Annotated in this window: 8 protein-coding genes and 1 pseudogene; all 9 read left to right on the top strand. The window is 70.7% G+C overall.

Annotation, left to right across the window (positions count from 1 at the left end; all coding sequences use genetic code 11):
- The first annotated feature begins 29 nt into the window (after nt 1-29).
- The 9 genes and pseudogenes from ACZ7NC_RS20925 to ACZ7NC_RS20885 all read left to right on the top strand — a co-directional run bounded on the left by ACZ7NC_RS20925 (nt 30) and on the right by ACZ7NC_RS20885 (nt 13201).
- Complete coding sequence (locus ACZ7NC_RS20925; RefSeq protein WP_471490245.1) at nt 30-830, top strand: TIGR03936 family radical SAM-associated protein; 801 nt, start codon at nt 30-32, stop codon at nt 828-830.
- Nucleotides 831-1092: 262 nt separating this feature from the next.
- The gene (locus ACZ7NC_RS20920) at nt 1093-5166 is read left to right on the top strand and encodes an Rne/Rng family ribonuclease (RefSeq protein ID WP_471490243.1); all 4074 of its coding nucleotides are present in this window, start codon (nt 1093-1095) and stop codon (nt 5164-5166) included.
- 246 nt (nt 5167-5412) lie between these two features.
- Nucleotides 5413-5733 (top strand): 50S ribosomal protein L21, encoded by a 321-nt coding sequence (rplU, locus tag ACZ7NC_RS20915; RefSeq protein ID WP_007381993.1) that lies wholly within the window; start codon nt 5413-5415, stop codon nt 5731-5733.
- Between the two features lie 14 nt (nt 5734-5747).
- Nucleotides 5748-6002: a 50S ribosomal protein L27 gene (rpmA, locus tag ACZ7NC_RS20910; RefSeq protein ID WP_471490241.1), complete on the top strand. Its 255-nt coding sequence runs from the start codon at nt 5748-5750 to the stop codon at nt 6000-6002.
- Between the two features lie 151 nt (nt 6003-6153).
- The gene (gene obgE, locus ACZ7NC_RS20905) at nt 6154-7599 is read left to right on the top strand and encodes a GTPase ObgE (RefSeq protein ID WP_471490240.1); all 1446 of its coding nucleotides are present in this window, start codon (nt 6154-6156) and stop codon (nt 7597-7599) included.
- Between the two features lie 203 nt (nt 7600-7802).
- Entirely contained in the window at nt 7803-9323 is a 1521-nt protein-coding gene (locus ACZ7NC_RS20900; protein ID WP_471490469.1) for a VCBS repeat-containing protein, read from the top strand.
- Nucleotides 9324-9493: 170 nt separating this feature from the next.
- Complete coding sequence (locus ACZ7NC_RS20895; protein WP_471490238.1) at nt 9494-11053, top strand: alkaline phosphatase D family protein; 1560 nt, start codon at nt 9494-9496, stop codon at nt 11051-11053.
- A gap of 110 nt (nt 11054-11163) precedes the next feature.
- Nucleotides 11164-11520, top strand: a pseudogene (locus ACZ7NC_RS20890) (hypothetical protein); the annotation flags it as partial.
- A gap of 181 nt (nt 11521-11701) precedes the next feature.
- Complete coding sequence (locus ACZ7NC_RS20885) at nt 11702-13201, top strand: D-ribitol-5-phosphate cytidylyltransferase (protein WP_471490236.1); 1500 nt, start codon at nt 11702-11704, stop codon at nt 13199-13201.
- Nucleotides 13202-13426: the final 225 nt, after the last annotated feature.

Raw genomic sequence — 13426 nt, 5'->3', positions numbered from 1 at the left:
AGCCCGAAGGCCCGCCGCCCGCACCGGCGGTGCAGCGCATCCGACTGCGCTACACCAAGCGCGGCCGCCTCCGGTTCACCAGCCACCGTGACTTCCAGCGCGCCTTCGAGCGCGCGCTGCGCCGCGCCGAGGTGCCGATGGCGTACTCGGCGGGGTTCACGCCGCATCCGAAGGTGTCGTACGCCAATGCCGCACCCACCGGCACGGGCAGTGAGGCGGAGTATCTGGAGATCGCCCTCACCGAGGCGCGTGACCCGGAGCAACTGAGAGTGCTCCTCGACGAATCGCTGCCCCCCGGGCTCGACGTGATCGAGGCGGTCGAGGCCCGGACCTCCGGGCTCGCCGACCGGCTCACGGCGTCGGTCTGGGAGCTGCGGCTCGACGGTGTGGAGCAGGCCGACGCCGCGCGAGCGGTCGCCGCCTTCGACGCCGCCGAGTCCGTCGAGGTACAGCGCATGACCAAGAACGGCGTGCGTACCTTCGACGCCCGCCCCGCGGTCGCCCACCTGAAAAGCCTGGAAAGCCCGGAAAGCACCAACGGAACAGAAACGCACAGTTCCCAGGCTGATAGGCCGACGGACCAGCCCTGTGCGATACTGCGGCTGGTTGTTCGGCACGTGACGCCTGCCGTTCGACCCGACGACGTCCTGTCCGGTCTCCGCGCCGTGGCCGACCTGGCGCCGCCGGTCCCCGCAGCGGTGACCAGGCTGGCGCAGGGGCTGTTCGATGAAGAGACCGGCACGGTGACCGACCCGCTCGCGCCCGACCGCGAGGCAGCGACGGCCCCAACCGAGGCCGAGCCCGCTGCCACCGCGAAGGCGTCGGCGTAAGGAAGGTTCCGCGTAGGGACGGACGTCGAAGCGCCGCCCTCGTACTCGGGAGCCACCTGGGTCGGGCAGCGCACCGACCAGAAGACTTTCGCCAGGCCGTGCGCATGAGGCGTACGGAACCGGTGAGACAGGACACAGAGAGCTCCCGTGCGGCGCCCGCGCCCCGGACGGCGGCAGTCGCGCATCGCGCGAGCCGCGGACGTCACCGGCATGCTGCCGGACCAGGCGCGGCGCCCGGGAGCCTGACGGGAGAAACGCCCGCATGCTCGAACCGACCGAACCCAATGAGGGTTCCGAACTGAACACTCCCAGCGACACCCTGCCGCCGCGCCGGCGGCGTCGCGCAGCGTCCCGCCCGGCGGGACCGCCCGTGGCTGCCGCCGAGGCGCAGCCCGCGGAGGTCGTGGAGCCGGCCATACCGGCCGCTGAGGCGGCCGATGTCGCGGCGGTGATCGAAGAGGCCGAGAAGGCTGAGGAGAGCGTCGAGGCCGTCGAGGCCGATGTGATTCCTGAGGCCGCAGACGCCGAAGAGGCCGCTGAGACAGTGGAGGCCGCACCCGCCGGTCGTCCGCGCCGGCGTGCGGTGCGCCGCGCGTCCGCGCCCACCGGGTCGCCCGCGGCTGCCGAAGCCGCCGAGACCGTGGTGCCCGTGGCGGCCGCCGCGCCGGTCGCCGAGATGGCGAGCCCGGACGCGAGCGCCGTAGAGACCGCAGAGACCGTGGAGAGCACCGAGGTGGCCGCGGAGGCCGCGCCGCCCCGTTCGCGTCGGCGCGCGGTGCGCCGTGCGTCCGCGCCCGCCGGTGCTCCGGCGGCGGTGGAGGCGGCGGAGACCGCGGCCTCCGTGAACGCCGGTGCCGAGGACGAGAGCTCTGCTGCCGCCGAGGCGCCTGCGGCCACTGAGACCGCCCCCCCTGCCGAGGCCACCGAGACCGCCGAGGAGGCCGCCCCGCGTCGTACGCGTCGGCGTGCCACGCGTCGGGTCGCCGCGCCCACCGCTGCCGACGAGAGCGCCGAGGCCGCCGCCGAGGAGGCGCCCGCCGAGGCCGAAGCACCCGCCGAGTCCGGCGAGGCCGCCGAGGCCGCCCCGCGTCGGAGCCGGCGCCGTGCCACGCGCCGCGTGTCCGCGCCCTCCGCTGCCGACGAGGCTGCCGAGGCGACCGCCGAGACGTCGGTGACGGCGGAGACCCCCGTGACCCCGGGCCTCGAGACCGAGGCCGCCGCGGTCGCCGGAGTCGGCACGTCCGCCGAGACCCCCGCGCCCGAGGCCGCCGAGGAAGCCGCTCCCCGCCGCCGTCGCCGGGTCGCCCGAGGGGCCGCCACCGGTTTCGCCGAGCCCGCTCGGACCGCCGCCGCCAAGGCGTCCGACGAGACGTCCGACGAGGCCAAGCGCCCGGCGCGGCCCGCCGTGGCCGTGTTCCAGGCGCCCGTGTTCACCGAGCCGAAGTTCCAGACGCCCGAGCGCGCCGCCGCGGAGGCCGCCGCCGAGGCGGAGACCGAGGACGTCGAGGAGTTCCCGGAGGAGCCGGCAGGCGCCTCGCGGCGTCGTCGCCGGCGCCGTGGCGGCGGATACGCCGAGGAGGCCGAGACCCAGAGCACCGAGGCCGTCGCCGAGGACGAGTCCGAGGAGGCCGAGGAGTCCGCCGAGGACGCCGCCGAAGGCGATGAGGCCGAGGAGACCGGCTCGCGTCGCCGTCGCCGTCGCGGTGGCCGGCGTCGCCGTCGCGGCGAGGCGGCCGAGTCGGAGGGCGAGGAGTCCGAGGAGTTCGCCGCCGCACAGGCCGAGCAGGACGCCGAGGACACCGCCGAGCAGGAGGAAGAGGACGCCGAGGACGCCCGTGGCGAGGACGGTGGTTCCAGCTCCAGCAGCCGGCGCCGCCGACGCCGTCGTCGTCGCGCCGGTGACACCTCCGTCGACACCGAGCCCGGTGACGGCGACCCCGAGCGCACCGTCGTCAAGGTCCGCGAGCCCCGTCCCCTGCGGGAAAAGGGTGCCGAGCCGTCCGACGAGGTGCAGTCCATCAAGGGCTCCACGCGCCTGGAGGCCAAGAAGCAGCGCCGCCGGGAAGGCCGTGAGCAGGGCCGTCGCCGGGTGCCGATCATCACCGAGGCCGAGTTCCTGGCCCGCCGTGAGGCCGTAGAGCGCGTGATGGTCGTCCGGCAGCACGGCGACCGTACGCAGATCGGCGTCCTCGAGGACAACGTGCTCGTCGAGCACTACGTCAACAAGGAGCAGTCGACCTCGTACGTCGGCAACGTCTACCTGGGCAAGGTCCAGAACGTGCTGCCGTCGATGGAGGCCGCCTTCATCGACATCGGCAAGGGCCGCAACGCCGTGCTCTACGCCGGTGAGGTCAACTTCGAGGCGCTCGGCATGGCCAACGGCCCGCGGCGTATCGAGTCCGCCCTGAAGTCCGGTCAGTCGGTGCTCGTCCAGGTGACGAAGGACCCGATCGGGCACAAGGGCGCGCGTCTGACCAGCCAGGTCTCCCTCCCGGGCCGCTACCTCGTGTACGTCCCCGAGGGCTCCATGACCGGCATCAGCCGCAAGCTGCCCGACACCGAGCGGGCCCGGCTGAAGACGATCCTCAAGAAGATCGTCCCCGAGGACGCGGGCGTCATCGTGCGCACCGCCGCCGAGGGCGCGAGCGAGGACGAGCTGCGCCGGGACGTCGAGCGGCTGCAGTCGCAGTGGGAGGACATCCAGAAGAAGGCCAAGAACGGCAACGCGCCGACGCTGCTGTACGGCGAGCCGGACATGACTGTCCGGGTCGTCCGGGACATCTTCAACGAGGACTTCTCCAAGGTCGTCGTCAGCGGTGACGAGGCCTGGGAGACCGTCCACGGGTATGTCTCGCACGTGGCGCCGGACCTCGCCGAGCGGCTCCAGAGGTGGACCAGCGAGGTCGACGTCTTCGCCACGTACCGGATCGACGAGCAGCTCGCCAAGGCGCTGGACCGCAAGGTCTGGCTGCCCAGCGGCGGCTCGCTGGTGATCGACCGGACCGAGGCGATGGTCGTGGTCGACGTCAACACCGGCAAGTTCACCGGTCAGGGCGGCAACCTCGAAGAGACGGTCACCAGGAACAACCTGGAGGCGGCCGAGGAGATCGTGCGTCAGCTGCGGCTGCGCGACCTCGGCGGCATCATCGTCATCGACTTCATCGACATGGTGCTGGAGTCCAACCGGGACCTGGTGCTGCGGCGTCTGCTGGAGTGCCTGGGCCGGGACCGTACGAAGCACCAGGTCGCCGAGGTGACCTCGCTGGGGCTCGTGCAGATGACCCGTAAGCGGGTCGGCCAGGGCCTGCTGGAGTCCTTCTCCGAGACCTGCGTCCACTGCAACGGTCGCGGTGTCATCGTGCACATGGAGCAGCCGACGGCCGTCGGCGGCGGTGGCGGCGGCAAGCGCAAGAAGCGTGCGCGTGCCGGTGCCGGTCCTGAGCATGTGCACGAGGCGTCCGTCGCCGCCGAGCCGGTCGAGACGGCCGAGGAGGAGGCGGAGACCGAGGCCGAGGTCGCTGCCGAGGTCGCCGAGCCGGCCGCGCTGGCCGAGCCGGTCTTCGCCCCGGACGAGGAGCTGTACAGCAGCGTCGCCGAGGCCGAGGCCGCCGTGCGCGGCGGTCGCTCGCGGCGCCGTGGGGGCCGGCGGGTGTCGGCTCCGGCGGGTGCGCCGAAGAAGGCCGAGGCGGTTCCCACGGCTCAGGACGTGACCGTCGCCGAGGAGGTCGAGCGTCCGGTGCAGCCGGAGTCGGCCGAGGAGGCGAAGGCCGAGCCGATGGCTGTGGAGGACGCGGTGGTCGAGGCCCCGGTCGCCGAGGAGGCCGCGCCCAAGGGGCGTACGCGGCGTCGTGCGACCCGCAAGGTGTCCGCGCCCGCCGGGTCGCCCGCGGGGGCCGAGGCCACCGTGGTGACGGTCGGGGAGACCCCGGCCGAGGCCGCGGTCGTGGCCCCGGCGGAGCAGGCCGGGGAGGCTCCGGCCGAGGCGGTCGCGGAGAGTGCCGCTCCGGCCCGTCCGCGGCGCCGTGCCGTGCGCAAGGCCACCGCGCCGGCCGCTTCCGAGGAGGAGGCCGTCGTGGTCGTCCCGTCGTCGGAGGCCCCGGCTGCGGAGGAGACCGTCGAGGAGACGGCTCCGGCCAAGAAGACGGCCCGTAAGACGGCGAAGAAGGCGACGGCGAAGAAGGCCGCCACCAAGAAGACCGCGGCCAAGAAGACGGCCGCCAAGAAGACGGCCGCCAAGAAGGCGACGGCCAAGAAGGCGGCGAAGACCACCGCCAAGACGGCCGCGGCCAAGGCGACGGCTAAGAAGAGCACGGTCTCGGCCGCCACCGACGAGTGACGCACCGCGAGTGATACGAGGTGCGGCCGGTCTCTGTGACCGGCCGCACTCTCGTGGAGCCCGGCCCGGTTTGACCCTCTTGGCCGCGGCCCCGTAACCTTGACCGTCGGCGTGTCCATGGATATAGGCACGCCACATCCCCGTAAACCTCTTCCTCCGGAGCACAGGGTGTCCTGGAGAGGCTGACCGCGTGCCGGGCGGCTGGACTGCGGGGGTGCCGTTCCCGAGCGAGAGAGTGAGATCCGCGTGTACGCCATCGTGCGCAGCGGTGGTCGCCAGCACAAGGTTGCTGTCGGCGACATCGTTGAGGTTGACAAGATTTCCACTGCCAAGGTTGGCGACACGGTCGAGCTCTCGACCCTGCTCGTTGTCGACGGCGACGCTGTGACCAGCGACCCGTGGGTGCTGGCCGGCATCAAGGTCCAGGCCGAGGTCGTGGACCACCACAAGGGTGTGAAGATCGACATCCTTCGCTACAAGAACAAGACCGGCTACCGCCGTCGTCAGGGCCACCGCCAGCAGTACACGGCGATCAAGGTCACTGAGATCCCCGCGGCTGCGAAGTAAGGGACTGAGGAGACATGGCACACAAGAAGGGCGCATCGTCCACTCGGAACGGTCGCGACTCGAATGCCCAGCGGCTCGGCGTGAAGCGCTTCGGCGGTCAGGTCGTCAGCGCGGGTGAGATCCTGATCCGCCAGCGTGGCACCCACTTCCACCCCGGTTCGGGCGTCGGCCGTGGCGGCGACGACACGCTGTTCGCGCTGCAGGCCGGTGCGGTGGAGTTCGGCACCAGCCGTGGCCGCAAGGTCGTGAACATCGTTCCGGTCGCCTGAGTCCCCTGACTCAAGGTTTCGACCGAACGTTTCGCGAGGCGGACCTCACTTCCCGATCGGGAAGGCGGGTCCGCCTTTCGCGTGTTTTAGATTAGACGCAGTACGCAAGAGACATATCCGTACGTTTTCGCAGTGCTGGAGGCACCCCACCATGACCACCTTCGTGGACCGCGTCGAACTGCACGTCGCCGCGGGTAGCGGAGGCCACGGCTGTGCCTCCGTCCATCGTGAGAAGTTCAAGCCGCTCGGCGGGCCCGACGGCGGCAACGGCGGGCGCGGCGGGGACGTGATCCTCACCGTCGACCAGTCGATCACCACGCTGCTCGAATACCACCACTCCCCGCACCGCAAGGCCACCAACGGCAAGCCCGGCGAGGGCGGCAACCGGTCGGGCAAGGACGGGCAGGACCTGGTGCTCACGGTGCCCGACGGCACGGTGGTGCTGGACAAGGCCGGCAATGTGCTCGCCGACCTGGTCGGGCAGGGCACCTCGTTCGTCGCCGCGCAGGGCGGCCGGGGCGGGCTCGGCAACGCCGCGCTGGCGTCGGCGCGACGCAAGGCGCCGGGGTTCGCGCTGCTCGGTGAGCCGGGGGACCTCCAGGACATCGTCCTGGAGCTGAAGACGGTCGCCGACGTGGCGCTGGTCGGGTACCCGAGCGCCGGCAAGTCCTCGCTGATCTCCGTGCTGAGCGCCGCCAAGCCGAAGATCGCGGACTATCCGTTCACGACCCTCGTGCCGAACCTCGGCGTGGTGACGGCCGGTTCGACCGTGTACACCGTCGCCGACGTGCCGGGGCTCATCCCGGGCGCGAGCCAGGGCAAGGGCCTCGGCCTGGAGTTCCTGCGGCACGTCGAGCGGTGCAGCGTGCTGGTGCACGTCCTGGACACCGCGACGCTGGAGTCCGACCGTGACCCGGTCTCCGACCTGGACATCATCGAGGCTGAGCTGCGGGAGTACGGCGGCCTCGACAACCGGCCGCGGATGGTCGTCCTGAACAAGATCGACGTACCGGACGGCAAGGACCTCGCCGAGCTGGTGCGGCCGGATCTGGAGGCGCGTGGGTACCGGGTCTTCGAGGTGTCCGCCGTGGCGCACATGGGCCTGAAGGAGCTGTCGTTCGCGCTGGCGGACGTGGTGGCCGGGGCGCGGGCCGCGCGGCCGAAGGAAGAGGCGACGCGGATCGTGATCCGGCCCAAGGCCGTCGACGACGCGGGCTTCACCGTGACGCGCGAGGAGGTCGGCGGGGAGCCGCTGTTCCGGGTGCGCGGCGAGAAGCCCGAACGCTGGGTGCGGCAGACCGACTTCAACAACGACGAGGCGGTGGGCTACCTCGCCGACCGGCTCAACCGACTCGGTGTCGAGGAGGAGTTGATGAAGGCGGGCGCCAGGTCCGGCGACGGCGTCGCCATCGGACCCGAGGACAACGCCGTCGTCTTCGACTGGGAGCCGTCCTTGACGGCCGGTGCGGAGATGCTCGGGCGGCGTGGCGAGGACCACCGCTTCGAGGCGCCTCGCCCGGCGACCCAGCGCAGGCGTGACAAGCAGGCCGAACGGGACGAGGCGGCACAGGAGTTCGACGACTTCGAGCCCTTCTAAGGCACGGTGCCCGGCGTTGCCGTCGCCCTGGGGGCCTCAAAGGCCGGACGGGGGGCCGGAGCGGTTAACGCCGGGTGAATTCGTGGCGCATCCAAGGGCAACCCCCTGACCCCCCGGTGAGTCGTACAGGGCAGCGCGGAGCAAGATCCTCGATCTCTCCGCGCACTCCAACTGCCCTCCACACTCCCGGAGTCGACGTGGATCTGCCGGTCTCCCGTCCCCACCACCGCACGCCCCGCTCCCGTCGCGGACGTCTCGTCCTCGCCACCGGAATCGCGCTCGTGGCCGGTGCCTTCACGGTCCCCGCCGTCAACGCGGCCACCGAGGCCCCGGCCGCCGCCGCGAGCGCCAAGCGGCTGCACGACGACTTCAACGGCGACGGCTACTCCGACCTGGCCGTCGCGGCGCCCGACGCCACGGTCGACGGGAAGAGGCAGGCCGGGTACGTCGCCGTGCTGTACGGGTCGGCGAGCGGGCTCAGGACCGCGTCCAAGCAGGTCATCAGCCAGAACACCACCGGCGTCACCGACTCCGCCGAGACCGGCGACCGGTTCGGCAGCGCGGTCGGCAGTGCCGATCTCGACCGGGACGGCTACGCGGACCTGATCGTCGGCGTCACCGGCGAGGACTCCGTCGAAGGGGGCGCCGAGACCGGGCTCGTACAGGTCGTGTGGGGTGGGGCGAAGGGGCTGTCGGGCGGGGCGCCGCTGGCGTACGGGCACAGCACGTACGACCGGCTCAGCGCCCGGGGTCAGCTCACCGTCGGTGACGTGAACGGTGACGGGGCGGCGGACCTCGTGGTCGTCGAGAGTCTCTTCAAACTGCGGGTCGTCAAGGGGCCGTTCGGGCGCGATGGTTCCGCGAGCGGGGGCGAGCAGATCGTCCCGGACGAGTCCGACCCCCGGTTCCTGGACCTGGCCACCGGCGATGTGAACGGTGACGGCATCGACGACGTCGTCGGCACCATGAACGACGGCGACGAGTACGACGCCCGCCGTGTGACCTACTGGCGGGGCACCCCCGACGGCCTCGCCGAGGGGACCGTGGTCCGCGACAGCAGGGGGCTGCGGGTGCAGGGCGGCGAGTTTGTCGGCGTCGGCGACGTGAACCGGGACGGGTACGAGGACATCGTCGTGGGCCGTCCCGTGGACGGTTACGACAGCGACCTCGACACCCCGATCCCCAAGGGTGGCCGGATCGCCCTCATCCCGGGCTCCGCGAACGGGCCCGTCGGCACGAAGGTGCAGTACGTCAACCAGGACAGCGCCGGAGTCCCGGGTGCCGCCGAGCGCTCCGACGGCTTCGGCACCGACGTCTCGGTCGCCGACGTCAACGGTGACGGGTACGCCGACGTCTCGACGGGCGTCCCAGGCGAGGACCTGGACGGGCTGGGCAACGCCGGCGGAGCCGTCGTACTGCGCGGCGGTGCGAACGGACTGACCGGTGCCGGCGCCAAGGGGGTCAACCAGGCCACCGCCGGGGTGCCGGGGGCGGCCGAGGCCGGCGATGTCTTCGGTGCCGCCACCCACCTCGTCGACGGCAACGGCGACGGCCGTGCCGAACTCGTCGTCGGCGCACCGGGGGAGAACGCGAACGCCGGGTCGGTGTGGGTGTTCAGGTCCACCTCGACCGGGATCACCCCCACCGGCTCGGCCACCTTCGGGGCCGGGACGCTCGGCACGGTCGCGGCGAACGCGCGGCTCGGCTCCGGGTTCACCGACTGATCCATCGACAGGCCCGTCGCGGCAAGGGCACGTTCTCGTGCCCCTGCGACGGGTTTCCTGTTGTCTCCCTGTTTGTCATGCACGCGAAGTATGCCGTTCAACGGGCGGACCGCCCTGAAGCGTGAGCATCCGAAGTGTCCAAGAGGCCAGCGAGGCAAGGGAGTTCGCCGATGACCCAAGGGATGGGGTCCGTGTCCCCCGACCGACGTCGCTTTCTGACCGCCGGAGCCGCCGTGCTCGGCGCCGCGGCCTCCGCCCAGTTGTGGCTGCCGACCGCCGCCCGGGCCGCCGAAACCCCGCTGCCCGACGGCGTGTTCAGCCTCGGTGTCGCCTCGGGCGACCCGCTCCCCGACGGCATCGTGCTGTGGACCCGGCTCGCGCCGGACCCGTTCAACGGTGGCGGGATGCCCGACTCCGCCGTCTCGGTCGAGTGGGAGCTCGCCGAGGACGAGCGGTTCCGCAAGCCGGTGCGCCGGGGCGTCGCCCAGGCCCGGGCCGAGCTGGGGCACAGCGTGCACGTCGATGTACGGCGGCTGCGTCCGGGCCGTACGTACTGGTACCGCTTCCGCGCCGGCGGCCAGATCTCGCCGACCGGCCGCACCCGCACCGCGCCCCACCCGTACAGTTCCGGCGGCCGGCTGCGCATGGCGCTGGCGTCCTGCCAGAACTGGCAGCACGGCTACTTCACGCCCTACGCCGACATGCTGGAGCAGGACCCCGACTTCGTCCTGTTCGTCGGCGACTACATCTACGAGTCGACGCCGTCGTCGACGGGCGTGCGCCGGCACGAGGGCACGGGTGAGCCGTACAGCCTGGTGCAGTACCGCAACCGGTACGCCCAGTACCGCACCGACCCGGACCTCGCGGCGATGCACGCGAACGCGCCCTTCGTGGTGACCTTCGACGACCACGAGATCGACAACGACTTCGCCGGCGAGATCCCGCAGGACCCGGACAAGCAGTCGCACGACGCGTTCGTGGCCCGGCTGACGGCCGGCTACCAGGCGTACTACGAGCACATGCCGGTCCGGGCGAGCGCCATCCCTACGGGACCGCACATCCAGATGTACCGCCGCCTGGAGTTCGGCCGACTGGCCCGACTCAGCGTGCTGGACACCCGGCAGTACCGCAGCGACCAGGTCAAGAGCCAGGAGGCGGCCGAGGACCCCTCGCTCACCATGCTCGGCGCAGAGCAGAAGGACTGGCTGATCGACGGGCTGCGGCACTCGCCGGCCCGCTGGAACATGATCGGCTCGCAGATCATGATGGCCGAGACCGACCTCCAGGTCGGCCCGGGCAAGCTCTGGTTCTACGACGCCTGGGACGGCTACCAGGTGGAACGCAACGAGCTGATGGAGGAGTTGAAGCACGTCCGCAACCCGGTCGTGTTCACCGGCGACCGCCATCTGACGATGATCAGCGACCTCAAGGAGGACTACGCCGACCCGGACTCCGCCGTCGTCGGCGCCGAGTTCGTCGGTACGTCCATCTCCAGCAACGGCGATCAGGACCAGGCCGCGTTCCACAAGGAGTGGGACCCGCGTCTGCCGGACAACCCGCACTGGAAGCTGCTCGACGCCCATCGCGGCTACCACCTCTTCGACATCCGCCGTGACGGCATCGACGCGCAGGTGCGGATCGTGGACACGGTCCGGCAGCAGACGGCGACGCCGAGCACGCTGGCGCGGCTGCGGGTCGAGGCGGGGCGGCCCGGCGTCGAGGTCGTCTGACTCCCGTAGCACCAGGTGGGGGACCCGGGACTCATCCGAGTCCCAGGTCCCCCACAGCGCGGTCTCAGGAACCTGACGCCGGGCCGACCGAACGGCACTGGGACCTTCGGGACGCGGTGAATCGCTCACTCACCCGCGTCGAGACCGAATTGCTGCGGAATCTTAATAAGGAATTCCGGCGCCAATGAACTGCCCGAGGAGCTCTTTTCACAGCTCGTCCGGAACGGCGCCGTGACGCATATGAAGAACACGTGCAGTCCCGGTCCCGGTGATGTGAAGATCCGAACTCCGCAGTGGGTCTCGGTGACATGCGCCTTTTGTCGGCTATGCCGAAGCCCGGAACGTGTACCGCCGCGCCCGTGCGGCACACCGCGCCCGCCAAGTCGCGCACGGTGCATCAGGCGTCGTCCGGGGAACTCGTGCGAGTAGTCGGTCACCGTTGCCTCAAGCGGCTGCGACTGCCCTGAACCTGTGCGGTTACTCACAGCAATTACCCGGAACCTTCGGAGGGCCTCTCGGCAATGACCATGCGTACAAGGTGAATGACAGGTTGCGCGCACATATGCAGTCGGGGACGCTCACCTTGCACTGCGGTAACCACAAGTGGGACCATTTCCAAGTTCCCAGTCGCCACAAGGTAGGTCACCTGTGTCCCAGCGCATAGCCAAGCCCCGTACCACCGCAGTGATCCTGGCCGGGGGTACCGGTCAGCGGGTGGGTCTGTCGATCCCCAAGCAGCTGCTGAAGATCGCCGGCAAGGCAGTCATCGAGCACACCCTGACCACCTTCGAGAAGGCCGACTCGATCGACGACGTCATCGTGCTGATGGCGCCCGGGTATGTGCCGGACATCGAGAAGATCGTCGCCAAGGCCGGGTTCACGAAGGTCAAGAAAATCATCGAGGGCGGCTCGACGCGAAACGAGACGACCGAGCGCGCCATCGAGGCCCTCGGCGAGGGCCTGGCCGAGGGCGAGGACCTCAACGTCCTGTTCCACGACGCCGTACGCCCGCTGCTGTCACAGCGTGTCATCGACGACTGTGTCGTGGCGCTGGAGCGCTACCAGGCCGTCGACGTCGCCATCCCGTCCGCCGACACCATCATCGTCACGCGCACGCACGGTGAGGACGGCGAGTTCATCACCGAGATCCCGGACCGCTCCCGGCTGCGCCGCGGCCAGACGCCGCAGGCCTTCAAGCTGTCCACGATCAAGCGGGCCTACGAGGTCGCGGCCGGTGACCCCAACTTCCAGGCCACCGACGACTGCTCCGTCGTGCTCAAGTACCTGCCGGACGTGCCGATCAACGTCGTCGCGGGCGACGAGTACAACATGAAGGTCACCCAGCCCGTCGACGTCTTCATCGCCGACAAGCTGTTCCAGCTGGCCTCCACCGCCACTCCCGAACAGGCGAGCGAGGAGACCTACCGCCGGCTGCTGACCGGCAAGACCGTCGTGGTCTTCGGCGGTTCGTACGGCATCGGCAAGGACATCGCCGAACTCGCCGAGTCCTACGGCTCCAAGGTGTACGCGCTGGGCCGCTCCACCACCGGCACCCACGTGGAGAACCCGGAGGAGGTCGACGACGCGCTGTCCAAGGCGTACGCCGAGACCGGGCGCATCGACTACGTCGTCAACACCGCAGGTGTCCTGCGCATCGGCAAGCTCGCCGAGACCGACAACGCCACCATCGAGGAGGCGCTGAAGGTCAACTACCTCGCCCCGGTGCAGATCGCGCGCTCCTCGTACAAGTACCTGTCCGAGACCAACGGACAGCTGCTGCTGTACACCTCCAGCAGCTACACCCGCGGTCGCGCCGAGTACAGCCTGTACTCCTCGACCAAGGCCGCCATGGTGAACCTCACCCAGGCCCTGTCCGACGAGTGGGCCGGCGACGGCATCCGGGTGAACTGCATCAACCCGGAGCGCACCGCCACCCCGATGCGCACCAAGGCCTTCGGCCAGGAGCCCGCGGGCTCCCTGCTGTCCTCCGAGGCCGTGGCCCGGACCTCCCTGGACGTGCTGCTCTCCGAGCTGACCGGCCATGTCATCGACGTCCGCCAGCAGGACCCGACCGCGCCCGCCGGCCAGGCGTCCGGCTTCGAGCAGGCGCTGGCCAGTGTCCTGGACCGCCAGGACGGCATGGCATAATCAAGATTTAATAGCCTTATGGAATTCAGGCCTCTGCGATTCTTCGTTCACGAAGAATTCACAGGGGCCTGAGTCCTTCCCCCTTCAGACCGGCCCCGTCTCCCTGAGCAGGTTCTCCGTGATATCCACCGCTATTCGCGTCGCCCGGGTGGGCAGCGCGGCCGAGCTGGCCGCGGCGGCCCTCATGATGCTGGGCTTCCCGGCGCTCATGCTGGCCGCGCTCGT

The organism is Streptomyces sp. NPDC111802 (assembly GCF_055634335.1).
This window is presented reverse-complemented; position numbering and strand designations above follow the sequence as displayed.